This is a genomic window from Synechococcus sp. BIOS-E4-1, from assembly GCF_014279995.1.
In the GTDB taxonomy this organism is placed as follows: domain Bacteria; phylum Cyanobacteriota; class Cyanobacteriia; order PCC-6307; family Cyanobiaceae; genus Synechococcus_C.
In genome coordinates this window covers 1,843,948-1,865,429 of record NZ_CP047935.1, presented here as the reverse complement: position 1 = coordinate 1,865,429, position 21,482 = coordinate 1,843,948, and the positions used below count along the sequence as shown (strand labels likewise).

Genomic DNA, 21,482 nt, shown 5'->3' with positions numbered 1-21,482 from the left:
TCGTTCATTCCTGACAGAGGTTGACCATCTTGCAGCCGACTTCGGTTGCTGTGGTCACACTGTCATTAGTGAATGGTCCAGCTGAGCATGTCCAAGGCCCACTTCGGTCTGATTGGTCTAGGCGTGATGGGGGAAAACCTTGTCCTCAACGCTGAGCGCAATGGTTTCTCGAGCGTCGTCTACAACCGCACTTATTCCAAGACGGAAGAATTCATGTCCGGCCGTGGGGCGGGCAAAAACATTCAGGGAGCCACTGACCTCCAGGATTTCGTCAACAAACTGGAACGTCCACGACGCATCTTGATGATGGTCAAGGCTGGAGGACCTGTAGACGCAGTCATCGAGCAGATTTCCCCCTATTTGGATGAGGGAGATCTATTGATTGATGGTGGTAATTCGGAATATCACGACACCGAACGACGCGTTGCTGAACTGGAAAGTAAAAGGTTTGGATTCATCGGGATGGGCGTCTCGGGTGGAGCCAAAGGTGCTCTGGAGGGGCCGAGCATGATGCCAGGAGGGACCAAGTCCTCCTATGACGCCATCGAAAGTCTGGTCTGCAAGATGGCGGCCCAGGTTGAGGATGGTCCTTGTGTCACCTACATCGGCCCGGGAGGCTCAGGTCACTTCGTCAAGACCGTGCACAACGGAATTGAATACGGCATTGAGCAAATTCTGGCCGAGGGGTACGACCTGATGAAGCGGGTCGGTGGCATGAGCAGCCTCGAGATGGCGGATGTGTTTGCGCACTGGAACAGCACCGAGGAGCTGTCGTCCTATCTCGTTGAAATCACCGAGGTGTGTCTGCGCACCATGGATCCGGATGATGGCACTCCGCTCGTGGACAAGATTCAGGACAAGGCTGGGCAGAAGGGAACGGGGCTCTGGACTGTTGTCAGTGCTCTGCAGATGGGCGCCTCGGTGCCCACGATCTACGCCGCCCTCAATGGACGGGTGATGAGCTCCATGAAGGAGCAGCGCATCAAGGCTGAGCCGATTCTGAAGGGGCCGGCCATTCAGGCGTTCGACATGGGCACAACGGCTGATGGCATGTCTCCGTTGATGGATGCCATGGTTCTGGCCTGCATGGCCAGCTACGCCCAGGGAATGGAGCTGCTGCGGATTGCATCCGCTGAGCACAACTACAACCTGAACATGCCGTCGATTGCCCAGATCTGGAAAGGTGGCTGCATCATCCGTGCCCGCTTGCTGAAGCGGATTCAGGATGCGTTCAACGCCAACCCCCAACTGGAGAACCTGTTGATCGATCCGTGGTTCGCCGATCAGGTGAACCGTCGTCTGCCCGGACTGGCGAAAGTGGTCGCCGGTGCAGCCGCTGCCGGCGTTCCAGTGCCCTGCCTAAGCAGCACTCTCGATTACATCAACAGCTACCGCACGGCACGCCTCCCCCAGAACCTTGTGCAGGCCATGCGTGACTGCTTCGGTTCCCATACGTACGAGCGCGTGGACAAAGACGGCATCTTCCACACCGAGTGGCTCAAGTGAGGGCCGCGCGATGAGCTCTTATCGCATCGAGCAGGTTCAATCAGCCCAGGATCTTGCTCGGCGAGCCGCCGAGCACATTGGATCCGCGATCGACCTGGCGCTTGACCAAAGGGACCGGGCGCAGATCGCCTTGTCCGGTGGCAACACCCCTGCTCTGGCCTATGCATTGCTGGGGCAGGAACACCTGCCCTGGGACAGAGTCGATGTCTTCCTGGGCGATGAGCGCTGGGTGGCTGCTGATGATGAATCAAGCAACGCACGCATGTTGCGCAACACCCTGCTCAAGCAGGATCAGCCAGGAGCCCGCGCCTGTTTCCATCCCGTTCCAACTGTTGAACTGCCCTCTCCAGAAGCCAGTGCCGAGGCCTTTGCTGAGCTGGTGGTCAAGGTCTGCCTGGGCGAACCACCCGTGTTCGATCTGATGTTGCTCGGCCTTGGGGATGACGGTCATACGGCGTCTCTGTTTCCTGGAACGGAGGCCCCCGGAGTTTGTGATCGCTGGACCACCATTGGCCGGGGCAAAGGGCTTGAGCGGATTACTCTCACGGCTCCCGTTCTCAGTGCTGCACGCCAGGTGGTGTTTCTGGTGAGCGGAGAGGCCAAGCGCCAGGCTCTGTCACGGCTGATGGATGCTGAGGAGTCCCCGGAGCGCACACCTGCCAAGCTGGTGCAGCCAGCCTCTGAGATTCTCGTGCTCGCTGATCAGGCTGCTGCTGAAGGTCTTTGACAACACCTCCCTACCAACAGCCACCGCAAATTCGAGTGATCGCTGCCGGTGACTCCTTTCGCGACTGGGCCAGTCTCAATGACACGATCATGGGTGGGTCCAGCCGTGCGGGCTGCCGATTCAGTGATCAGGGTCTAGTTCTTGAAGGCGAGGTGGTGAGTGAAGGCGGTGGTTTCGTGAGCTGCCGTTCTCCGGTGTTTCGACCGCCCCTGGATCTCAGTTCCTACAGAGGCCTGCGGCTGAGATTGGATGGGCAAGGACGCAGTTTCAAGTTCGCAGTTGCGTGCCGTGATGGCGTGTTCGGACTCACCGAGTTAATTCCTGGTGGATTGCGTTGGGTCACAACGGTTGCCACCGAGTTAACGGATACCACGATCGTAGATCTTCCCTTTGACCTTCTCCGGCCTGTTGTGCGAGCGAAACCTGTCAGTATTCCAGTTCGCTTTGACCCATCGTGTATTACGCGTCTTCAGTTGTTGCACTCACGATTCGGTGACGATGGTGAGCCCAATCCCGGCTATCGAGCGGGTGAGATCAAGCTCTTGATTCGCTCGATCGAAGCATTCTGACGGCAATATTCCCGCGTCCAAGAAGTTCTGTTGCTTGCCTTTATGCCATGATTAAAGTAACAACCTCTTCGAATTATTCAGTGCTGACTAGTGCATTGGTGGTTTGTTGAGTCGGGGGGCAACCCGTGTTCATCTGGAACTTGCGCCTTGATTTGTCCGAGTCTATTGTTTTGATAGTAATCGATTGAAGTGACAATGAGATCACCCCTTTTAAGTAAAATTCTTCTGCGTTTTTGCGCATTGCCTTTGGCTCTTCTGTCCACGCAATTGTGTTCTTCGGCTCTAGCAAAGCAGGATGGTTTCAAAGGTCCTGGGCCGTACGCCGTTTCAGTGTCATCAGTTGAAGGCCAGGGGTTGTTGTTTGCTCCCACAGGTTCTGCTCCTGAAGGTTCGTGGCCTGCTGTGGTCTTTGCTCACGGATTGTGTGGTCCTGCAGAAAAGTATTCATCCACTCTGTCTCGTCTCGCTTCCTGGGGTTTCATGGTGATTGCAAGCCAGCAGCAAGGTGATTGTGGAGTGATGAATGTTGATCATCCGTTCGCTACTCTGGGCAACCTCTTTCAGCTTCCGATCAAATTCAGTAATGCTGTCGATTTTTTTGGTATGGCAGATGACATTCGCTCGAATTTGAGATATTTAAAGAGTCGCTCAGATGTTGATTCCAATCGACTTGCCCTCATGGGTCACAGCATGGGAGGCGGGATGGTTGTCGATGTGGCATCTGGTCTCGGTGCGGATGGATCTGATTTGGTTAAAGCCGTTGTTGCGATCGCTCCATGGAACGGAGTTCAGCCGACCCCTAGTTCCGTTGTTAGAAGCGTTTCGGCGCCTATTCTGATTTTCTGTTCAATGTCTGATGCTCTTTGCCCATGCTCCGGTGAGGTTCAGTTGAGTGATACGCAAGGTGTCCTGACTGGCAGCGTATCTCCTGAAATCCCACTGCTGTTTGGACCTTCGGCTGATCCCACATGGCGCGGTGGGGCTATGGCGATCTTTGATAATGCTCAGAACGCTGTCTTAATTGATATCAACCGTGTTAGCCATTTCACGATTGCCGGCATTGATGATGGTGGCGATATGCAGAATTTTGCGGATTGGGCTCGTGGTGAATCAGGTTTAAACTTTAATAGGCCAAGTCGCCCTTATGTGGATATTCCTACAATGGAATATGCTGTTGCATTTTTGAATAAGAGTCTAAATCTTGATGCCAAATCGGGTCAGTCTTTCCTCGACCAATCTGCCTCGGATTCGCGCATTGTTGACATTCGCCGTTCTCGTTAAATTTCCGCAGTTGTCAGTGGTTGGTTTAAAGCTGATTGATATTTCTGCTTGGACCGCTGGGAATACCATGCCCACCATTGGCAATTGTCTGAGTGTTCTGTCTGGGGTTGAGCGATGAGATTTCGGCTGAATTCTCTGCACGCAATTCCTGATTGTTGGAGGGCTTCTGGGATCAAGGCATGGACGATTTGAAGCCTTCTCTGGCGGCGTTGATTTGTTCGGCTGCCGATCTTTGCCGAAAGCCGCTGATTCATGCGCTTGTTCCATTCGATCAGCAGTTTTCCCCTGATCAGGCTCCGATATCCAATGCCGATTCTTTGAAGACGATGATTGATTTGAGCGCTCATCTTGAATGTCGAGACCCAGAGGGCAGCCGTTGTAGTGAGCAGGATCTCGAACTCGAGATTTACCAAAGTGGCGAGGATTTGAATTTAATGCTGAGTTGGGTGAATCAGACAGACAGACCACTTCTTTGGCATGGACAGCACCCGGTTTGGATGGATGGTGATACGGGCAAGCGCTGTTCGGCTCCTAACGACGGGGCACCGCTGGAAGCCCTTGCTCGACGCCTCAGGGCCCTGCTGGTCTGATCAGGGCTGATCGGTGACCGCTCCCCTGCTGCTGGAACTGACAAGACGGGCATATTTGCCGAGGATGCCGGTGCGATAGCGGGGAGTCGGACTGCTCCAGGCAGCACGTCTGCGCTCCAGTTCGGCTTCGTCCACGTTGAGTTGCAGCAAGAGTTCATTGGCGTCAACGGTGATGCTGTCGCCCTCCTGTACCAGTCCGATGGTGCCGCCAACAGCGGCTTCAGGCGCAACATGCCCCACGACCAGTCCGTAGGAACCACCACTGAAGCGGCCGTCGGTGATCAGGGCCACTTTCTCTCCCAGCCCCTGTCCGACAATGGCTGCAGTGGGTGAGAGCATCTCGCGCATACCTGGTCCGCCCACTGGCCCCTCATAGCGGACGACCACCACATCTCCAGCCTTGATCTTGCGATCAAGAATGGCTTCAAGGCAGGTCTCTTCACTTTCAAAGACCCTCGCAGGGCCGGTCAAGACAGGAGATTTGACCCCGCTGATCTTGGCGACGCTTCCCTCGAGCGCAAGGTTGCCCTTGAGAATGGCCAGGTGTCCTTTCTGATAGATAGGTTTGCTGATCGGACGGATCACATCCTGATCAGCAGGAGGTTCTGACGGCACATCTTCGAGCAGCTGCTTCAGCGTCTTGCCTTCAATCGTTCGGCAATCTCCATGCAGGAGGCCTGCATTCAGCAGCAGTTTCATCACTTGGGGGATGCCGCCGGCTCTGTGCAGATCAACGGTGACGTAACGACCGCTCGGCTTCAGGTCGCAGAAGACCGGAACCCGCTGGCGAATCTGTTCAAAGTCATCGATGTTCAGGTCGACTCCCGCTGTTCTCGCAATGGCGAGCAGGTGCAGGACCGAGTTGGTTGAGCCGCCAACGGCCATGATCACGCTGATCGCGTTTTCAAACGCTTCCCTGGTCAGCAGATCCAGGGGTCTGATGTTCGCTTTCACCGCTTCGACAAGGACCTCGGCCGACCGGGCAGCACTGTCGGCCTTCTCGGCATCCTCCGCCGCCATCGTGGAACTACACGGAAGACTCAGCCCCATTGTTTCGATGGCGGCGCTCATCGTGTTGGCAGTAAACATGCCGCCACAGCTTCCGGCTCCAGGACAGGCGTTCTTTTCGACGGCGATCAGCTGATCCATATCGATTTTGCCGTTCGTGATCTGTCCTACGGCTTCGAAGGCACTCACTACGGTGAGATCGCATCCACCGAGTTTTCCCGGCTTGATCGTGCCGCCGTAGACAAAGATCGCCGGGATGTTCATCCGGGCCATCGCCAGCATGGCGCCGGGCATGTTCTTGTCGCATCCACCCACGGCAAGAACACCGTCCATGCTCTGGCCGTTGCAGGCTGTCTCGATTGCATCGGCAATCACTTCACGGCTCACCAGGGAGTACTTCATCCCCTCAGTTCCCATGGAGATGCCATCGCTGACGGTGATCGTTCCGAACATCTGCGGCATGCCTCCCGCCTGCCGAGCGGCTGCTTCCGCCCGTTTCGACAAATCGTTCAGGCCCACATTGCAGGGCGTGATCGTGCTGTAGCCGTTGGCAATGCCAATGATGGGCTTGCCGAAATCCTGGTCTCCGAATCCCACGGCTCGCAACATCGCCCTGTTAGGGGAACGCTGGATCCCCTTGGTGACGGCATCGGAGCGGAGCATGGACTGTCTCGCGTTGCGGCGGATCACTCCGGTCAACCTACCGGCCGCTCTGTCACTGCCTGGAGCCGAGATCTTCAAGTTGACGGCGCACATCTGCAATCGCCGAATTCAGCTGCTCGACACGGGCTTCAAGGTGACTATCGGAATCAGGCTCAGGTCGGTTCCCGGCGCTGAATGCCTCACTACCGTCCTGCATGCGCGGTGCATAAAGCATCGAGCGCTGGTTGCGAATACGACGACGGCGGTCTGCCTCGGAGAGCAGCCACCAACCGAATCCAGCCGCTCCCAGAACGGCGCCACTGACCAGGGTGGCCAGGGTTCCTGATGCAGAGTCCTGCTGCCGCGCCATGGGCTTCCATTGAATGTGTTCAGCCTAGTTCGGCTGAGCTGTTCTGATTCCCAGTCTTTGCAGGGGATCACCGATTCCTGGAAGGATCCTTTCTTGCTCATCGAGTTCGGCATCGATGCAGCCTGTGTGGATCGTGATCTCCGGGTAGGACTCACCGATTCGCTTCAGTCCAGGGCTGGCGGAGAGTGCTGTGATCACACGCAGTCTCGGCGCTTCAACGCCCAGCTGCTCCAGACGCTGAAGCAGGTCGATCAGCTCATCGCCACGACGGATCTGATCCAGAAACATCACCACGCCTGCCTGGGCCTCAATCGTTTCCGGCAGTCCTCCCAGGCAGAGTTCGGCGCTTGGCAGTACCTGGCGGGCACCTTCCCAGAGGTGGAGGCCTCCAGGAAACATCGGAACCGCCAGCAGTGGAACTGCTGCCTCAATCACGGTTCCCTCCGTGCTCCCCAGTGGGGTTTTCACCAGATCCTTGCGATGAGGCAGCCAGTCACGCATCGCTTCGTAGCTGAGCCAGCGACCGAGCTCCTCCATGGCTGTTCTGAACAAAGCCGGTGGAGTTCCCTCATGCCTGAGCATGGTCAGCCAGTGGGCGATCAGGGGATGGGGCGGTACCACCACCCGGAGAGTCTTGGCCATGACGCGTGGCTGGGCAGTCGTCTGCCATATCGTGACCGCTCAAGTTACGGCAGTTGTTCCCAGGCACCTGTCGAGCGTTCATTCACCATGGTCTTGTCTGCTTTATTCCGCTCTGTTGCCCGCCGCTGCATCGCTTCATTTGTCTGTGGGCTGCTTGTCGTTACCGCAATGGTTTTTGCTGGTGGCGCTGCTGAAGCGATTACGGCTCCGGAGCTGCGCGGGCAACGGGCTGTTCAGGACATCACAGCCGATATGCATGGACGCGATCTCAAAGAGAAGGAATTCCTCAAAGCCGATCTGCGTGAGGTGAATCTCAGCGAGACCGATTTGCGTGGTGCTGTGATCAATACCTCGCAGCTCCAGGGAGCTGATCTTCGGGGAGCTGATCTTGAGGATGTCGTTGCCTTTTCAAGCCGCTTTGACGGAGCTGATTTGCGCGATGCCAATTTCACCAACGCGATGCTGATGCAGAGTCGCTTCACCGATGCTGAAATCGAAGGAACGGATTTCACCAATGCTGTGATCGACCTTCCCCAGCTCAAGGCCTTGTGCGGCAGGGCCACGGGTGTCAACAGTCGCAGTGGTCTCAGCACCCGTGACACCCTGGGGTGTCGCTGATGCCTTCACGACTACCTGTCACCGTGATCACAGGCTTTCTTGGAGCCGGGAAGACAACTCTTCTTCGACATCTACTTGTGAACAGCGGCCAGAGGCTGGCGGTGATGGTCAATGAATTTGGCACGGTCGGGCTCGATGGCGATCTGATTCGAAGCTGTGGCTTCTGTCCTGACGACGAGATTGACGGTCGGTTGGTGGAGCTCAACAACGGCTGTTTGTGCTGCACAGTTCAGGACGACTTCCTGCCGACGATGGAGACATTGCTGCAGCGTTCTGATCAGCTCGATGGAATCGTTGTGGAAACCAGTGGCCTGGCGCTGCCCAGACCGTTGTTACAGGCTCTTGAGTGGCCAGCCATCCGTAAGCGTGTGCACGTGAACGGAGTGGTCACCGTTGTCGATGGGGAAGCCCTCAGTGCAGGAAGCCCTGTTGGCGATCCCGCAGCCCTCGAACGTCAGCGTGAGCAGGACCCCAATCTGGATCACCTCACAGCTATCGACGAGTTGTTTAGTGATCAGCTCGAAGCTGCAGATCTTGTACTGATCAGTCGATCTGATCGTCTCGATGTCCCCCAGATGGAGTCCGTACAACGTCAGCTTGCTGAACGGTTGAGGTCGGGAGCGGTCACCCTGGCCATCACTCGTGGCGTTGTCGATCCAGCGCTCGTGCTGGGGATGGAGATTTCACAGGAGGAATCCACGCCCGTTGACGATGACCATCAACATCAAAGCCATGGCCATAACCACGCTCATCATGGCCATCACGATCACACCCATGTGGAGGCTGTGAGTGGTCAGATTCGACTGGAGGCAGGTTTCAAGCGTGATCAGCTCGAACAGCTGCTCAAAAGTTTCGTGATCGACCACGATGTGATTCGACTCAAGGGACGGCTCTGGATTGAGGGAAAAACCCTGCCTCTTCAGATCCAGATGGTGGGTCCTCGTCTTGAGAGCTGGTTTGAGTCGGCGCCATCAGAGGCCTGGAAACCCGCAGGATCCCAAGGTCTGGAGTTGGTGGTGATCGGTTTGCAGAACGATTCCACTCAGCGACTGGAAAGGTGTCTGCAAAAAAGCTGTCTCCAGGGAGTTTGATCGTGTTGCGTTGTCTTGCAGCAGCAGCTCTTCTCGGGGGATTCTCAAGCTCACTGCTGTGCCTCAAGGCCGAAGAGCTCAGTCTTCAAAAGGCGTCAAGCGCGAGCTACCGCTGCAGCGGTGGTGAGCAGCTTGAGGCGACCTACTACGGGCTTCGCGATGGTTCTCTGGCGTTTGTGCGTCTGCGACTGCCGGATGGTCGTCAGCTCACTTTGCCGCAGATTTCCTCGGCATCAGGAGCCCGATTCAGTGCTGACAGCGAGTTCACCTGGTGGATCAAAGGCAACAGCGGTTTCCTTCAGCAGCGCGACTCTCATGGCAAGTGGAATGTCACGTTGAAGGACTGTGATTCAGTGACCTAGAACCCGGCGGCGCGAACAGCCTGGTTCTAGGCGATAGAGCCTTCAATCACGGACTTCCAGTCGATCGGCGCCGCTGCGTTCAATCAGTTGAGCCAGCTCGAGCATGTCGGACCTATTCACCAGTCCGATGCAGCCGAGAGTGCCGCTGTTGGCATTCTGAAGTCCTGCGCTGGGATCCAGGTGGATCCCCAGCACTCTGCGACCGGTTGTGAAGGTGGGTTCAATACCGATCCAGACAGGACCAAGCTCGGGGTAATCACCATCGATCAGGGGTTCGACGACCCCCACGCTGTAACGGCCGATGGGCAGGGGAGCACGGCTACCGAGCTGGTCACGATTGGCGTTCTGTCGGTTCGCCCGGCCACTGAGGGCATCGAACCGTCGCAGCGGTTCACCCGGAATCTCAATCTTGAGGTCCCAGATGGGGTCTCCGGTCGTCTGCAGTCGCCGATCGGTGCGTTCCAGAACGAGGGTGGGGACAGGATCTGGCTTCGGTGCTACAGGTTCAAGCAAGGCCATCAAGGACTGGCGTTTGAACGGTTTGGCTTCAGCCCTTGCTTCAGGCATCAAACCTGTCCCTGCCAGGACCAGGGCCAGGGTCAGACCTGAGAGCAGGCTGCTGAACAGAAAACGAGTTCTGGCGATTTGCATCCCGTTGGCAGAAAAACGTGCCTTTCCTAAGGGGGATGATTATCGCTTGATGAATGAATAAACGGTTGTTCAGCTGGCCTCGAGTCGGCGCCAGTCCAACCCCGGGCAATGGGCGACGATGGCCGCCGTCGTTTTCATGTAGTCCGCATAGGAGGGAAGCATTCGAAGCAGTGCGCGCTCCTCGCGTCGGGCCTTGCCTGTCAGCACAGAGACCAGAGCGAGAAAGAGCAGAAGATGGAACAGGCTTGCCAAAGCGATCACCACTCCCAGAGAACAGACCAGTACCGCTCGGTAGAGGGGATGCCGGCAGCTTGCATAGACCCCTGTTGTGATCAGAACGGCTCCCGGTTTCGGATCTGGTAAGGGAGAAAGGCTGGGCCCCAGCGTCAGAAATCCCTGGACGGCCAGGCCCAGTCCGATGGCCAGGATGATCAGGCCCGTGAGTTGAGCAGCAAGAGGCCAGCTGATCCCGAAGAACTCAGGCTTGGGCCAGGCGGGCAACAGATGGCAGGTGATCAGGGCCAGCTGCGCCAGCAACCACCACTCACCGCGCCGGTTGTTGATCCATCCGTCCCAGCTCAGTCCCCAGCCTGTGAAAGCGTCTTTCCAGTCGGTCACGGCGGGGTGGCTCCACTACTGCAAAGGCTGTCCCGTCGATGGGACCATGCTCCAATCCTGACCTCCCATGAAAGATGAGAACCGTTGTGATCACAGGTTCCAACCGGGGGATTGGAGCTGCGGTGGCTCGCAGGCTGATCGATCAGGGTCATCAGCTCTGCCTGGCAGTGCGGGATCCCGAGGCCTTGCTGGGAACTGATCTGGATCCAGCGCAAGCTCCAGCCCGCCTCATGTCATGCCCCTATGACGCTCGCGTTCCTGAGAATGCTCAACGGGTCGTCGAGGCAACCCTGAACCGGTTTGGATCCCTGGACACGCTCATCCACTGCGCCGGAATCCTGCGTCGCACGCCCCTGCTGTTCAGTGAGGAGCAACAGTCTGAACCGGATGAACTCTGGAAGGTGAACGTGATGGGTCCCTGGTGGTTGACCCGAGCTGCCTGGTCAGCCCTCGTTGACTCCGGACGGGGTCGGATTCAGGTGCTGGTTTCGATGAGCGGCAAGAGGTCCAAAGGTTCGCTTGCTGGATATACCGCTTCCAAATTCGCATTGATGGGCCTTTGCCAGACCATGCGCAACGAGGGGTGGGAGAACGGCATTCGCGTGACCGCCGTCTGTCCCGGTTGGGTGAATACCCGGATGGCTGCAGGGGTCAAGACGATGCCTCCTGAGCAGATGACCCAGCCCGAGGATCTGGCCAGCCTCTGCGCGCATCTGCTGACGCTCCCATCGGCGGCAGTCCCCTTTGAGTGCGCTGTTAATGCATCGCTTGAGCGCTGATCAATCCAGAGGGATCTCTCCTCGGGCACAAACGTCGTTCCAGCAGAGCGTTCGTTCCGCGATCCAACGGGCCTGAACGCCTGTCCAGTCGCCATTGTCATTCAGCTGCATCTTCATGCGACCGCTGCCGTCATGGTAGAAGCGCACAGTGTTGTTTTCGAACGCCAGCTGCCAGCTCCTTCCAGGTTGATCGCTTTCGTACCGACAGTTCTGCCACTCCTGATGCTGTTGCCTGCATTCAACAGGCACGCTGACGGCTGGTCTGGCAGGTGCTGCCATGCCAAGTCCCGCCGCAACCAGCAGGCTGGTTTGGCTCAGTGAGCGGATAAGGGAAGCCAGTGGATGGGGCACGGACTGGCCGTTGCGGCAAGGGGCTTTCTTCAACCTGCATTTCGTGGAAAGAAAGCGGTCCCCTGGCCTGTCAATATTTAACAATTGCCGCTCGGAGCCCGTGCCGCGTTACCAAGCCCGCGTTCTGGTGCACCTGCGCCCATCGGTTCTCGACCCAGCCGGTGAAGCTGCCAGGGCTGCCGCGTCCCGCCTCGGTGTGGATGGTGTGGAGCGACTGCGCATCGGCAAGGCAGTGGAGCTGGAGTTGGAGGCGTCTGATGAGGCGGAAGCACGTCGCAACCTGGAGCTGCTCAGTGATCGGCTGCTGGCCAATCCCGTGATCGAGAACTGGACTCTTGAGCTGACCCAGCCATGACCATCGGGGTTGTCGTTTTTCCAGGATCGAACTGCGACCGTGATGTTCGCTGGGCCACCGAGGGCTGCCTGGGGATGCCCACGCGTTACCTCTGGCATGAGGAACGGGACCTGAGTGGCCTTGCTGCAGTTGTTCTTCCCGGTGGCTTCAGTTATGGGGACTATCTGCGCTGCGGCGCGATAGCCCGGTTTGCTCCGGTCCTTGAATCGCTGCTCGGTTTCGCCTCATCCGGTGGACGGGTGCTTGGCATCTGCAATGGTTTCCAGGTGTTGACAGAACTGGGACTGCTGCCTGGAGCGCTCACCCGTAACCGTGATCTTCACTTCATCTGTGAAGACACCGCTCTTTCTGTCGTGAGTGATCGCTCTCCATGGCTGTCCTCCCGTGGTCGTGGCAGTCAGTTTTACTTGCCGATTGCCCACGGCGAAGGGCGTTACCAATGCAGCGATGACACGCTCAAGCAGCTTCAAGATGACGATGCCATTGCTCTCCAGTACTGCGTGAATCCCAATGGCTCCGTGGGCGATATCGCCGGTATCACCAATGCATCCGGTTCGGTGCTCGGACTGATGCCTCATCCTGAGCGTGCCTGTGATCAGCAGACGGGAGGAACGGCAGGTCGAGCCATCCTGGAAGCGCTGCTCTCCTGACCCATGCGTCGTCGTTCTCTTCTGGCGCTGGCTCTCTCCGCCGGCTCAGGAGTTGCTGTGTCTTTTGCTGAAGGCCATCTCAAAGCCGCTTCCAGTTCGCGTCAACCTCGGCCAGTGCCTCCACTTCGCCGAGGTTCCCGGCTTAGAGCCATCAATCCAGGCACCTGGATGGATCCTGAGACAGATTTCACGCCATTGCTTCAGCGATGCGCCGCCCAAGGCTGGGCTCTCGAAATTCCAGAAAGCGTTAGAGGCCAGTGGCAATGGTTTTCTGCCACTGATGCGCAACGACGTGCGTCGATCGAAGAGGCCTGGAACGATCCAACTCTCGATGGTGTTGTTTATGTGGGAGGTGGCTGGGGTGCTGCGCGGGTGCTTGAGTCTGGTTTGCGGTTTCCCGAGCGACCTTTCTGGTCTTTGGGTTTCTCTGACAGCAGTGCCCTGCTGCTCGCCCAGTGGCAGGCCGGTCTGCTGGGAGCCATCCATGGCTCTGCCTGGGGCGTTGAGAAACAGTGGCAACGCACGGTTGATCTGCTGAGCGGACGACCGACACAACCCCTCCAAGGACGAGGGTTACGCGGTGGCATGGCACGGGGGCGACTGGTGGTGACCAACCTCACGGTCGCCACCCATTTGATTGGTACCCGCTGGTTCCCCTCGCTCAAGGGAGCGATTCTGGTGCTGGAGGATGTGGGCGAGGCGCCCTATCGAGTGGATCGCATGCTCACCCAATGGCGCAGCGCAGGACTGTTCAAAGGTTTGGCTGGAGTGGCATGTGGTCGCTTTAGTTGGAAGGAAGACGACGTTCTGCCTGGAGATTTCTCCATGGCGGAAATCCTTGAGGAACGCCTGAGTGATCTCGGCGTGCCTCTGGTGATGGATCTTCCTCTTGGCCATGGTTTACCGAACCTGGCACTTCCTCTGGGACGCGAAGCACTGCTGAACGCACAATCAGGACAACTCACACTGCAGGCCTGAAGGGTTTCTTTCAGATGCTGTCGCCTACATCAATCTGTCTGCTTTTGCGTCCTGATCTTTTTCTCAGCAGCAAGTCCATCGGAATAATTCCAATAATCAGATAGGGAGTCAGCTGAGGCGAAAATTCAGCAGCAAGACCAATCAATAGAAAAGCTGCAACGAAGCCTGCACCACGATATTTTTTGAGTCCAGAGTTTTCGCTCCTCTCCAGGAGTACTGACTGCTCTAACAGCTCCGGCTTTTGCCATGCATGGATTGCCACAAGCCATCCAATGCCGCTGATCAGGGCGAGTGTCCACCAGTAAAAAAGACCAATTCCCTGCGATTCAGTTAGCTGGCCATCATTCAAGGAACCGTAAAGTGCTGTAGGCCAGGGTAGAAAGACAATCAATGCCATCCAAATTGAATTCAACCAGAAAATCGTTCCATCAAAAGCCCTCATCGAATTGAAGACCTGATTGTGCTTGAGCCAGAGTACGGAAAGGATTAAAAAGCTAAGCCAAAAAGCAAAAATTTGAGATGAGTTATCGCTGATTAGTTTCCACATTGACTCTCCATCAGTCGCTTTAATGTCAACAAGTGGAAGCAGCTGAAGGGTAATGGCGATTGCAACAACAGCATCCGTGAAATTGATTAATCGATCGAATGATCGTCGCTCGGCAGGCGAGATTGGATTTTGAACGCCGTCCATTCGAAAGTGACCACTGGATTTCCATGGTAGAGCGCGCCTCATGATGAACTCTGCGCCTTATTGGCTATGGATTGCTCTTTTGTTGAGTCGGATTTTGTGAGTATGTTTTTTTAAGCTTCTGCTCCTTTTCTTGAAAGGGGCATTTTGATGGTTATTGAGTGGATGAAATGCGTCGGATTGCTTGTCTTCTTGAATCACTTTTTTTACGCTAATTAATGATGATTGAGCAAGTCAGACCTGTCTGAGGCTTTGAAATGATCGATGAAAGTCCAAAAAAAGGGCCTGATGGCCCCTTTGCGATGCAAATTGTGCAATCAAGTTGATTAGACAGCAACAGCAGCTTTGGGATCCAGTGCACCCTTGGCGTAGAGGCCGGCGTAGTAGGTGATGCTCTGCTGTTGAATTTTGCTGGCATTGCCTGCTGCCCAGAACTGCTGATAGCGGTCAAGGCAGACCTGCTTCATGTATTTGCGAGCAGGCTTGTTGAAATGGCGGGGGTCAAAATTAGCTGGATCAGCGATCGCAGCCTCACGTACTGCGGCTGTGAAAGCAAGGCGATTGTCGGTGTCGATGTTCACTTTGCGAACACCGTTGCGAATCCCTTCCTGGATTTCCTCAACAGGCACTCCATAGGTTTCAGGGATTGAACCGCCATGCTTGTTAATCATCTCCAGCCACTCCTGGGGCACTGAGGAGGATCCGTGCATCACCAGGTGAGTGTTAGGAATGGCCTTGTGAATCTCAGCGATTCGGCTGATGGCCAGCACTTCACCGGTGGGTTTGCGGGTGAATTTGTAAGCTCCATGGCTGGTGCCGATCGCGATGGCCAGAGCATCGCACTTGGTTTTGGCCACGAAATCTGCGGCTTCTGCTGGATCGGTGAGAAGCATGTCCTTGGAGAGTTCACCCTCGAAGCCATGGCCATCTTCGGCTTCGCCTTTTCCGGTCTCCAGTGAACCCAGGCATCCCAGTTCACCTTCGACACTCACGCCAACGGAGTGGGCAAAATCAACAACCTGCTTGGTCACTGAAACGTTGTAGTCGTAACTGGCGGGTGTTTTGGCGTCAGCTTCCAGTGATCCATCCATCATCACGGAAGTGAATCCATTGATGGCCGCCGAGTAGCAGGTATCAGGGGCATTGCCATGGTCCTGATGCATCACCACTGGAATGTGGGGATAGGTTTCAGTTGCGGCCAGGATCAGGTGGCGTAGAAAAATCTCACCCGCATAGCTGCGTGCGCCACGGGAAGCCTGCAGGATGACCGGGCTGTCGGTCTCGTCGGCCGCTTCCATGATTGCCTGCACCTGCTCAAGGTTGTTGACGTTGAATGCAGGGATGCCGTAGCCGTTTTCGGCAGCGTGGTCGAGCAGAAGCCGAAGCGGAACGAGCGCCATAGAAAAAGTCCAAAAAAAAGCCCTATCGGACGTAAAGGTCCGTAGGGCCGAGACTTTACCTGAGCGGCGTTCAATTTGTCACGCAGGTCTGTCGCGGAAGTGGCGACAGGCTGTACGTGATGATGAATCAATAGGTGTAGCCGGCTACGAACAGTTGCTCGTCGGAGGAGGGCTGGGAGCCGGGCACATAGCGGCCGAGTGAGGCCTCAGAGTTGGCTTGTGCACGTGCAAGCAGTGCTTTCTGGCCAGCTTCGAGATTGGTACCTGCCCATCCCTTCAGGCAGGAGTGCTGCAGTGCTCTTCCGTAGGAGAAGCCCAGATTCCACTTCGCCTTGCGCTCAATGGTGTTCATGTTGTTCAGGTAGACCGATGCCGCTTCTTCGCTCAGGCCACCAGAGAGGAAGACGATGCCGGGAACGCTTGCGGGGACGCTGCGTTCCAGAGTGCGCACAGTCATCGCAGCGACTTTGGCTGGATCAGCCTTGCCGGAGCAATCGGCGCCCTGCACGGTCATCGAAGGCTTCAGCAGCGTTCCCTCGAGCAGAACACCGTTGGCCTGACAGGCGTGATAAACCTCCTGGATCACGTGCTCCTGAATTCGGGCCGTGGTTTCGATGGTGTGATCACCATCCATCAGGATTTCTGGCTCCACAATTGGAACAAGGCCGGATTCCTGGACTGAGCGGGCGTAGCGAGCCAGGCCCCAGGCATTCTCCCGAACAGACAATGGTGAGGGGCAGCCGTCTGAAGTGATCTGCAAAACGGCGCGCCATTTGGCGAAACGCGCACCTTGGGCGTAATAGTCGGCTGCACGTTCGACCAGTCCGTCCAGACCAGTGCAAAGGGTTTCGACCGAACCAGCGCCTGCCAGCGGACGCAGGCCCTTGTCGACCTTGATGCCGGGAATAATGCCCAGCTTTCCAAGCTTGCTCACCATCGACTCGCCGTCGGCATGGTTCTGGAAGAGGGTCTCTTCGTAGAGAATGGCGCCGCTGATGAAGTCTCCGAGGCCGGCTGTGGTGAAGAGCATTCCGCGATAAGCCTGGCGATTGGCTTCGGTGTTCTCAACTCCGATGGAGCCCAGGCGCTTGCCAATGGTCTTGGTGGATTCATCCACAGCGAGAATTCCCTTGCCAGGTGAGGCGAGGGATTGCGCGGTTGCAATCAGTTCGGAGGAATAATCAGACAGTGCCATTTGATTCTTCGGAATTGAGAGAGTCTCGGGGTCCAGAAGGACGCCCAGGACACTCTGTTTACACCTTTGAGTGAGATTTGCTACATAATTATTGCAACATTTGATTTTCGCTCCAATGTTGGCTTGCCGCTTGCTAGCAGTTGGGCTAAGGGATTTGATCCACTGACGACTTGCGGCTCCAGCTGATTTCCTGCTCGTGGTTCGCGCGCTTCGGACAAGCTGGTTTTTCACTGCCCTGAGGCGAAAAAAAGCCGGCTCCTTGAGGAGCAGGCTTTTTGCTGTTCGAAGCTTCAATCTGGATCAGGCCAAATCAAAGTTGAGAGAGAGGCTCCCACTGATTGGGAAGGATCTTGGCGACCAACTCGAATTTGTCATCTCCAAGTGGCTTCACAACGTAGGCAACGCCCATGGGTGCTGGATAAATACCATTGGTCGGAACGACAGGCATGGTCACTCCCTGGAAAGGATCATCATGTCCAACGAGGACAGTGTTTTTCCCGGTCTCAGGCAGCGCGGACATCAAAGGAGCGACACGCGTGGCGTATTCCTTGTAATCGTCCGGAGTGCACTCAACACAGGGCAGGAAATTCAGGTTTGAATTCTTGGTGTATCTGCCGAAAGCGAGATCAGCAGTGTTGTAGGCACGGCAGTAGTCGCTTGAGATGACATCTCCGATAGGAATGTTTGCGGCCTTGATGCCTTCACCGATGACTTTGGCATCAGCCTTGCCTTCAGTACTCAGGCGCCGCTGAGTGTTGCAATCGGAAAGATTCAGTGCGGGGCTGACCTGATCACCCCAATCCTTAACGGTTTTCGTGTGCCGGAGGTAGATGACATGGCCGCCATCTCTCAGAGCGCTGACAAGGTCAGTGTCGTCGAGTTTGTTGACGAAATCTTTGTTGTTCTGTTCTCCCGAAAGGGTGGTGTCGTTCTGCTCGTAGGCTTCGACCTCACTTCTATCGGCTGAGATTTTTTCCTTGTCCTTGGATGAGTCGTCGCTGACCGATCCAGATGAGCATGCCGCCATCAAGAGCAGCGCTGCAAAACAAGTTGTTTTTTTGAGCATTGATCAAAAAATTTATTTTTATTAAAGCGATTTAAAAAATGCGTGGCTTTTTTAAAGACACGCCAAGCAGTTGCCGTTGATACGGAGTTGGACGCGCGTTATGTGCTTAGGCAATCAGCGTGACGACAAAGTCCTCTCACAGGCTTGCTGACTCGCCAGGCCCTCAGCGAGGCCGGGCACCATCGGATGGCCGCTGTGGATGCTTTCTGCCCACCAGCGCTGCAGACGAGCGACAGGGGCCACGCGTCCATCACTCCATGTTGTGCCGAAGCGCAGATCCTCATCCGGCTGGACGTTGCGAGGAGCTTCTCCATCTCTCTGCAGGGTGAGGGAAAAACCATGCACATAATCCTTCTGGTTTTCACTTCCGAGAACCAGACTGCCTTCGGATCCGTAGATCTCAATCCAGCAGCCACGACCATTGCGGGCAACCGACGACAGTGCCATCTGTGCGGCTACAGCCCCGCCCTGATGAGTCACTAATTCGACATTGATCAGGGCAATGTCGTCAGCGTCGACGGCTCGCATGCTGCCTTCGGAATCAGGTCGCCGTTCAATGGCGGTGCGTGTCATGGCCTGTGGTTCTCCCACAGAACCGATCAACCAGGCCAATGTGTCAAAGGCATGGGTCCCTAGAGCTCCGAGAACGCCTCCCCCCTTTTGTGCCTGCGAATACCAGTTCCAGGCTCGTTGCGGATTGGCCCTGCTGCTCATCAACCAGTCCAGTTTCACGAGCCAGGGAGTTCCCACGGCTCCCTGCTGGAGAAGGCGTGCTGCCTGTTGAAACAATGGAACTGCTCTGTATTCGAAGTCAACGGCAACGCTGAGACCTCTGCCGATGGCTTCGCGCTGCAGATCCGCCACCTCCCCCGCGTTCAGGGCGACCGGTTTCTCAAGCAGCAGATGCTTGCCTGCTTTCAGAGCTCGTTTCGCCAGCTCATAACGCGGGGCCGGTGGTGTGGCAATGATGACTGCATCGACTTGGGAATCCTCGAGGAGTGAGTCCCAGTGGCTGTAGCCAGTCAGCCCGAAGTTGCTGCAGGCCTGATCCAGCCGATCCTGACGAGGATGCCAGAGAGCGACAGGTTCCAGCTCGGAAACGTTCTGCAGAGCGGGCAGATGCACCGCTTCGCCGAATCCGAGACCGGCGATGGCAACACCAATCGGGAGTTGAGGTGTCGGATTGGGAGCCATGGTGAACCGGGCGACGGGTGAAAGGAAGCAGTCAGGTCAGTTCGGAACTGCAGACAGCGTTGATGACTTCGGTGATCAGATCATCTTTGGACGGTGCTTCCCATTCAGCTCTAAATCGAGGCAGGCCGTTCTTCTGAGTGTCACGGTAAAGCGACTGATCACAATCGATCTCCATCACCACAAGCGTCCCCAGGGCAGGCGACTCATCTTCTGTTTTCAGGCTGTACCGACTGAGAACAGACACATTGCCCTCCTTCGTTCTGCGGACGCTTCCGGCATCCCACCACTGCTGCCCTTCGCTGGTGGATGGCACTTCACGCCAATCAACAGGACCGGCGACAACAGGCTGGGCCAGCACAACGATCAGCATCGCCAACAGTGCTGATATCAGACACTGTTCGACTCGTTTGAACAGATTTCCATTCATGTCTGGACGGTGACCGCGGGACGACAGCCATGCAGGCTTAGGAGTGTTGCCAAGGTGTTTTTCAGCTGCGTTCGCGGAACGATTGTGTCAACGAAGCCATGGTCTTGAAGGTATTCGGCCGTCTGGAAGTTGTCGGGAAGCTTCTCCCGCAGGGTTTGTTCAATGACTCTTCGACCTGCAAAGCCGATCAGAGCCTTCGGTTCGGCGAGGATCAAATCGCCGAGCATTGCGAAACTCGCTGTTACGCCTCCCGTTGTGGGGTGCGTTAGCAGTGGCATGTAAAGCACACCGGCTTCCCGATGGCGTTCCAGAGCACCGGAAATCTTGGCCATCTGCATCAGGCTCAGCATGCCTTCCTGCATGCGTGCACCTCCTGAGGCACAGACGATCAGCAGCGGCAGGCGCTTGGCTGTGGCCGCCTCAATCAGACGGGTGATTTTCTCCCCCACCACGGAACCCATGGATCCCCCCATGAAGCGGAAATCCATCACGGCGAGGGCCATGGGTATGTCGTCCACCCGGCAGAGCCCTGTAATGACGCCATCGCGAAGTCCTGTACTGGCTTGGGTTTCACGCAGGCGATCGGCATAGGCACGTCGATCCTTGAACCCCAGTGGGTCGGTGGGAGTCAGGTCATCATCGAGCGGCTCAAAGCTGCCCTCGTCGGCAATGATCGCGATTCGTTCAGCACTAAAGATGCGGTGGTGATAACTGCAGTTACCGCAGACGCTTGCATTGGCCAGAAGGTCTTTGCGATAGACCACCTGGGAGCATTCAGGACATTTGCTCCAGAGACCATCCCCCTCCTCCGGTTCCTGCGCGACCTTGACCACGGACTGACCCTTGCGGCGATCAGCGAACCAGTCGAAAAGAGACACGGGGACGTTCCAGACCGGTCTATTTAAAGACGGACCAGGTCAAGAACCATGCCATCGCGGCTTCTTGTCGCGCTGAGGAGCGTTTTTCAAGTTGATGCTGATCGACTTTTTCACCTGAGTTCTGAGCACGGCCAGTCCCAAAATCGAGCGCCAAAACAGACGATGCTGACGCGTAGCATTTGTTACTCATGCTGCATGATGGAAGCGGTTTTTAATCTTTGCTCTAGGGCTCGCTGGGAATGGCATGTCTATAAAAAATTATCAGCTTTCTTTTTATGGCATCGCATACTTCGGCAATTAATGAACATCTTGCGCTTGAATTTCAAGCTAGTCATACATATCTTGCGATGTCGATTTGGCTGCGCGAAAGAGATCTGATTGGTTTTTCCAGTTATATGCTCAATAAGAGTACCGAGGAGCGAGGTCACGCTTCAAGATTCATTTCCTATCTTGTGGATAGTGAAAGTGAGGTTCAGCTGCCTACCATTGACTCGCCCGAAAGGGAGTGGCAATCCGTTAAAGCACTTTTTGACAAGGTGTATGAAATGGAGAAAACTGTAACTAAGTCGATCAGTAATATTTACACGTTATGTGAGAAGGAGAATGACAGAGCTGCCACAGCCATGCTCGATTGGTTTGTGGGCGAGCAGTTGCAGGAAGAGGCAGAAGCCCGATTTGTTCTGAAGCGTTTGCGCCTTGCTGATTCCAGTGCCTCTGCATTAATTCTGCTCGACCAGCAGTTCCTCGACGGAACTCTGCTTGCCAATGTCAAAGCAGGAGGAGCCTTTGACATTGCCGGTGCTGGCGGCGGCGGTGCTGCCTGACTGAAAGTGCAATCAGAAGATT

28 protein-coding genes are annotated in these 21,482 nt (G+C 56.1%); 13 read left to right on the top strand and 15 right to left on the bottom strand.

Going from position 1 to position 21,482, the window contains the following annotated elements; all coding sequences use genetic code 11:
* The first annotated feature begins 87 nt into the window (after positions 1–87).
* Genes gndA through SynBIOSE41_RS10075 form a run of 3 tightly spaced genes read left to right on the top strand, consistent with a single transcriptional unit; the run spans position 88 to position 2,802 of the window.
* Positions 88–1,506, top strand: coding sequence for an NADP-dependent phosphogluconate dehydrogenase (gene gndA, locus SynBIOSE41_RS10085; RefSeq protein WP_066905622.1), 1,419 nt, complete (start codon positions 88–90; stop codon positions 1,504–1,506).
* Between the two features lie 10 nt (positions 1,507–1,516).
* Positions 1,517–2,233 carry a 6-phosphogluconolactonase gene (gene pgl, locus SynBIOSE41_RS10080; RefSeq protein WP_186537725.1) on the top strand — a complete coding sequence of 239 codons (717 nt, stop codon included), beginning with the start codon at positions 1,517–1,519 and terminating at the stop codon, positions 2,231–2,233.
* Positions 2,230–2,802, top strand: coding sequence for a CIA30 family protein (locus SynBIOSE41_RS10075; protein ID WP_186537724.1), 573 nt, complete (start codon positions 2,230–2,232; stop codon positions 2,800–2,802). The genes pgl and SynBIOSE41_RS10075 overlap by 4 nt, the downstream gene beginning before the upstream one ends.
* Positions 2,803–3,103: 301 nt before the next feature.
* On the opposite strand, the gene SynBIOSE41_RS18090 is transcribed toward SynBIOSE41_RS10075, so the two are convergent.
* A complete protein-coding gene (locus tag SynBIOSE41_RS18090) occupies positions 3,104–3,250 on the bottom strand; it encodes a hypothetical protein (protein ID WP_255476084.1) in 147 nt (48 codons plus the stop codon).
* Here SynBIOSE41_RS18090 and SynBIOSE41_RS10070 point away from each other — a divergent pair.
* Positions 3,205–4,083 carry a dienelactone hydrolase family protein gene (locus SynBIOSE41_RS10070; protein ID WP_255476046.1) on the top strand — a complete coding sequence of 293 codons (879 nt, stop codon included), beginning with the start codon at positions 3,205–3,207 and terminating at the stop codon, positions 4,081–4,083. The genes SynBIOSE41_RS18090 and SynBIOSE41_RS10070 overlap by 46 nt on opposite strands.
* On the opposite strand, the gene SynBIOSE41_RS18085 is transcribed toward SynBIOSE41_RS10070, so the two are convergent.
* Positions 4,080–4,430, bottom strand: coding sequence for a hypothetical protein (locus tag SynBIOSE41_RS18085; RefSeq protein ID WP_255476083.1), 351 nt, complete (start codon positions 4,428–4,430; stop codon positions 4,080–4,082). The two genes, SynBIOSE41_RS10070 and SynBIOSE41_RS18085, sit on opposite strands and share 4 nt — an antisense overlap.
* 99 nt (positions 4,431–4,529) lie before the next feature.
* Between SynBIOSE41_RS18085 and SynBIOSE41_RS18375 the strand changes: the two genes are divergently transcribed.
* Complete coding sequence (locus tag SynBIOSE41_RS18375) at positions 4,530–4,673, top strand: hypothetical protein (RefSeq protein WP_369818613.1); 144 nt, start codon at positions 4,530–4,532, stop codon at positions 4,671–4,673.
* Here the strand turns inward: SynBIOSE41_RS18375 and ilvD are convergent, their stop codons facing one another.
* From ilvD to SynBIOSE41_RS10050, 3 genes are read right to left on the bottom strand one after another with little or no spacing between them, the layout of a single operon-like run.
* Positions 4,674–6,344, bottom strand: coding sequence for a dihydroxy-acid dehydratase (gene ilvD, locus SynBIOSE41_RS10060; RefSeq protein ID WP_066905445.1), 1,671 nt, complete (start codon positions 6,342–6,344; stop codon positions 4,674–4,676). It lies immediately after the preceding gene.
* A 52-nt stretch (positions 6,345–6,396) separates the two neighbouring features.
* Positions 6,397–6,693 (bottom strand): hypothetical protein, encoded by a 297-nt coding sequence (locus SynBIOSE41_RS10055; protein ID WP_066905447.1) that lies wholly within the window; start codon positions 6,691–6,693, stop codon positions 6,397–6,399.
* Between the two features lie 24 nt (positions 6,694–6,717).
* On the bottom strand, positions 6,718–7,335 hold the full coding sequence (locus tag SynBIOSE41_RS10050; protein WP_186537722.1) for a uracil phosphoribosyltransferase: 618 nt from the start codon (positions 7,333–7,335) through the stop codon (positions 6,718–6,720).
* Between the two features lie 168 nt (positions 7,336–7,503).
* Here SynBIOSE41_RS10050 and SynBIOSE41_RS10045 point away from each other — a divergent pair, with 168 nt between their 5' ends.
* Genes SynBIOSE41_RS10045 through SynBIOSE41_RS10035 form a run of 3 tightly spaced genes read left to right on the top strand, consistent with a single transcriptional unit; the run spans position 7,504 to position 9,406 of the window.
* Positions 7,504–7,953: a pentapeptide repeat-containing protein gene (locus SynBIOSE41_RS10045; protein ID WP_255476044.1), complete on the top strand. Its 450-nt coding sequence runs from the start codon at positions 7,504–7,506 to the stop codon at positions 7,951–7,953.
* Positions 7,953–9,044, top strand: coding sequence for a cobalamin biosynthesis protein CobW (gene cobW, locus SynBIOSE41_RS10040; protein ID WP_186537720.1), 1,092 nt, complete (start codon positions 7,953–7,955; stop codon positions 9,042–9,044). Before SynBIOSE41_RS10045 ends, cobW begins: the two co-directional genes overlap by 1 nt.
* Entirely contained in the window at positions 9,011–9,406 is a 396-nt protein-coding gene (locus SynBIOSE41_RS10035) for an MliC family protein (protein ID WP_255475701.1), read from the top strand. Before cobW ends, SynBIOSE41_RS10035 begins: the two co-directional genes overlap by 34 nt.
* Before the next feature lie 42 nt (positions 9,407–9,448).
* Here SynBIOSE41_RS10035 and SynBIOSE41_RS10030 read toward each other — a convergent pair whose 3' ends face one another.
* Both SynBIOSE41_RS10030 and SynBIOSE41_RS10025 read right to left on the bottom strand, forming a co-directional pair.
* Positions 9,449–10,057, bottom strand: a complete 609-nt coding sequence (locus SynBIOSE41_RS10030) for a hypothetical protein (protein ID WP_370594119.1) — start codon at positions 10,055–10,057, stop codon at positions 9,449–9,451.
* Positions 10,058–10,126: 69 nt separating this feature from the next.
* Positions 10,127–10,675, bottom strand: a complete 549-nt coding sequence (locus SynBIOSE41_RS10025; RefSeq protein WP_186537719.1) for an isoprenylcysteine carboxylmethyltransferase family protein — start codon at positions 10,673–10,675, stop codon at positions 10,127–10,129.
* Positions 10,676–10,749: 74 nt separating this feature from the next.
* On the opposite strand from SynBIOSE41_RS10025, the gene SynBIOSE41_RS10020 reads away from it, so the two are divergent.
* The gene (locus SynBIOSE41_RS10020) at positions 10,750–11,454 is read left to right on the top strand and encodes an SDR family NAD(P)-dependent oxidoreductase (RefSeq protein ID WP_186537718.1); all 705 of its coding nucleotides are present in this window, start codon (positions 10,750–10,752) and stop codon (positions 11,452–11,454) included.
* Here SynBIOSE41_RS10020 and SynBIOSE41_RS10015 read toward each other — a convergent pair whose 3' ends face one another.
* Positions 11,455–11,838 (bottom strand): hypothetical protein, encoded by a 384-nt coding sequence (locus tag SynBIOSE41_RS10015; protein WP_186537717.1) that lies wholly within the window; start codon positions 11,836–11,838, stop codon positions 11,455–11,457. It lies immediately after the preceding gene.
* 67 nt (positions 11,839–11,905) lie between these two features.
* Between SynBIOSE41_RS10015 and purS the strand changes: the two genes are divergently transcribed.
* Genes purS through SynBIOSE41_RS10000 form a run of 3 tightly spaced genes read left to right on the top strand, consistent with a single transcriptional unit; the run spans position 11,906 to position 13,788 of the window.
* The gene (purS, locus tag SynBIOSE41_RS10010) at positions 11,906–12,160 is read left to right on the top strand and encodes a phosphoribosylformylglycinamidine synthase subunit PurS (RefSeq protein WP_066905461.1); all 255 of its coding nucleotides are present in this window, start codon (positions 11,906–11,908) and stop codon (positions 12,158–12,160) included.
* Positions 12,157–12,810, top strand: coding sequence for a phosphoribosylformylglycinamidine synthase subunit PurQ (gene purQ, locus SynBIOSE41_RS10005; protein ID WP_186537716.1), 654 nt, complete (start codon positions 12,157–12,159; stop codon positions 12,808–12,810). Before purS ends, purQ begins: the two co-directional genes overlap by 4 nt.
* Before the next feature lie 3 nt (positions 12,811–12,813).
* Positions 12,814–13,788: an LD-carboxypeptidase gene (locus SynBIOSE41_RS10000; RefSeq protein ID WP_186537715.1), complete on the top strand. Its 975-nt coding sequence runs from the start codon at positions 12,814–12,816 to the stop codon at positions 13,786–13,788.
* A 10-nt stretch (positions 13,789–13,798) separates the two neighbouring features.
* Here the strand turns inward: SynBIOSE41_RS10000 and SynBIOSE41_RS09995 are convergent, their stop codons facing one another.
* The 7 genes from SynBIOSE41_RS09995 to accD all read right to left on the bottom strand — a co-directional run bounded on the left by SynBIOSE41_RS09995 (position 13,799) and on the right by accD (position 20,636).
* Entirely contained in the window at positions 13,799–14,479 is a 681-nt protein-coding gene (locus tag SynBIOSE41_RS09995) for a TMEM175 family protein (RefSeq protein WP_186537714.1), read from the bottom strand.
* Positions 14,480–14,802: 323 nt separating this feature from the next.
* Positions 14,803–15,876: a class II fructose-bisphosphate aldolase gene (gene fba / locus SynBIOSE41_RS09990; protein WP_186537713.1), complete on the bottom strand. Its 1,074-nt coding sequence runs from the start codon at positions 15,874–15,876 to the stop codon at positions 14,803–14,805.
* Between the two features lie 127 nt (positions 15,877–16,003).
* Positions 16,004–17,071 carry a class I fructose-bisphosphate aldolase gene (locus tag SynBIOSE41_RS09985; RefSeq protein WP_186537712.1) on the bottom strand — a complete coding sequence of 356 codons (1,068 nt, stop codon included), beginning with the start codon at positions 17,069–17,071 and terminating at the stop codon, positions 16,004–16,006.
* A gap of 310 nt (positions 17,072–17,381) precedes the next feature.
* Positions 17,382–18,098, bottom strand: a complete 717-nt coding sequence (locus tag SynBIOSE41_RS09980; RefSeq protein WP_186541072.1) for a histidine phosphatase family protein — start codon at positions 18,096–18,098, stop codon at positions 17,382–17,384.
* Between the two features lie 153 nt (positions 18,099–18,251).
* Entirely contained in the window at positions 18,252–19,331 is a 1,080-nt protein-coding gene (locus SynBIOSE41_RS09975) for a Gfo/Idh/MocA family protein (RefSeq protein ID WP_186537711.1), read from the bottom strand.
* Between the two features lie 31 nt (positions 19,332–19,362).
* Complete coding sequence (locus tag SynBIOSE41_RS09970) at positions 19,363–19,758, bottom strand: hypothetical protein (RefSeq protein WP_255475700.1); 396 nt, start codon at positions 19,756–19,758, stop codon at positions 19,363–19,365.
* Entirely contained in the window at positions 19,755–20,636 is an 882-nt protein-coding gene (gene accD, locus SynBIOSE41_RS09965; RefSeq protein ID WP_186537710.1) for an acetyl-CoA carboxylase, carboxyltransferase subunit beta, read from the bottom strand. Before accD ends, SynBIOSE41_RS09970 begins: the two co-directional genes overlap by 4 nt.
* Before the next feature lie 275 nt (positions 20,637–20,911).
* Here accD and SynBIOSE41_RS09960 point away from each other — a divergent pair, with 275 nt between their 5' ends.
* Positions 20,912–21,460: a ferritin gene (locus SynBIOSE41_RS09960; RefSeq protein ID WP_186537709.1), complete on the top strand. Its 549-nt coding sequence runs from the start codon at positions 20,912–20,914 to the stop codon at positions 21,458–21,460.
* Positions 21,461–21,482 lie beyond the last annotated feature (22 nt).

Bases quoted from the DNA above. Each gene is read 5' to 3' on its own strand.
- SynBIOSE41_RS10045 (WP_255476044.1), top strand. From the start codon at position 7,504: ATGGTTTTTGCTGGTGGCGCTGCTGAAGCGATTACGGCTCCGGAGCTG.
- SynBIOSE41_RS18085 (WP_255476083.1), bottom strand. From the start codon at position 4,430: ATGAGCGCTCAAATCAATCATCGTCTTCAAAGAATCGGCATTGGATAT.
- cobW (WP_186537720.1), top strand. From the start codon at position 7,953: ATGCCTTCACGACTACCTGTCACCGTGATCACAGGCTTTCTTGGAGCC.
- SynBIOSE41_RS10030 (WP_370594119.1), bottom strand. From the start codon at position 10,057: ATGCAAATCGCCAGAACTCGTTTTCTGTTCAGCAGCCTGCTCTCAGGT.
- SynBIOSE41_RS09975 (WP_186537711.1), bottom strand. From the start codon at position 19,331: ATGGCTCCCAATCCGACACCTCAACTCCCGATTGGTGTTGCCATCGCC.
- SynBIOSE41_RS10000 (WP_186537715.1), top strand. From the start codon at position 12,814: ATGCGTCGTCGTTCTCTTCTGGCGCTGGCTCTCTCCGCCGGCTCAGGA.
- SynBIOSE41_RS09995 (WP_186537714.1), bottom strand. From the start codon at position 14,479: ATGGACGGCGTTCAAAATCCAATCTCGCCTGCCGAGCGACGATCATTC.
- SynBIOSE41_RS10050 (WP_186537722.1), bottom strand. From the start codon at position 7,335: ATGGCCAAGACTCTCCGGGTGGTGGTACCGCCCCATCCCCTGATCGCC.
- SynBIOSE41_RS09960 (WP_186537709.1), top strand. From the start codon at position 20,912: ATGGCATCGCATACTTCGGCAATTAATGAACATCTTGCGCTTGAATTT.
- gndA (WP_066905622.1), top strand. From the start codon at position 88: ATGTCCAAGGCCCACTTCGGTCTGATTGGTCTAGGCGTGATGGGGGAA.
- purQ (WP_186537716.1), top strand. From the start codon at position 12,157: ATGACCATCGGGGTTGTCGTTTTTCCAGGATCGAACTGCGACCGTGAT.
- fba (WP_186537713.1), bottom strand. From the start codon at position 15,876: ATGGCGCTCGTTCCGCTTCGGCTTCTGCTCGACCACGCTGCCGAAAAC.
- pgl (WP_186537725.1), top strand. From the start codon at position 1,517: ATGAGCTCTTATCGCATCGAGCAGGTTCAATCAGCCCAGGATCTTGCT.
- ilvD (WP_066905445.1), bottom strand. From the start codon at position 6,344: ATGCTCCGCTCCGATGCCGTCACCAAGGGGATCCAGCGTTCCCCTAAC.
- SynBIOSE41_RS10055 (WP_066905447.1), bottom strand. From the start codon at position 6,693: ATGGCGCGGCAGCAGGACTCTGCATCAGGAACCCTGGCCACCCTGGTC.
- SynBIOSE41_RS09980 (WP_186541072.1), bottom strand. From the start codon at position 18,098: ATGGCGGCATGCTCATCTGGATCGGTCAGCGACGACTCATCCAAGGAC.
- SynBIOSE41_RS10020 (WP_186537718.1), top strand. From the start codon at position 10,750: ATGAGAACCGTTGTGATCACAGGTTCCAACCGGGGGATTGGAGCTGCG.
- SynBIOSE41_RS09985 (WP_186537712.1), bottom strand. From the start codon at position 17,071: ATGGCACTGTCTGATTATTCCTCCGAACTGATTGCAACCGCGCAATCC.
- SynBIOSE41_RS18090 (WP_255476084.1), bottom strand. From the start codon at position 3,250: ATGAATACTTTTCTGCAGGACCACACAATCCGTGAGCAAAGACCACAG.
- SynBIOSE41_RS09970 (WP_255475700.1), bottom strand. From the start codon at position 19,758: ATGAATGGAAATCTGTTCAAACGAGTCGAACAGTGTCTGATATCAGCA.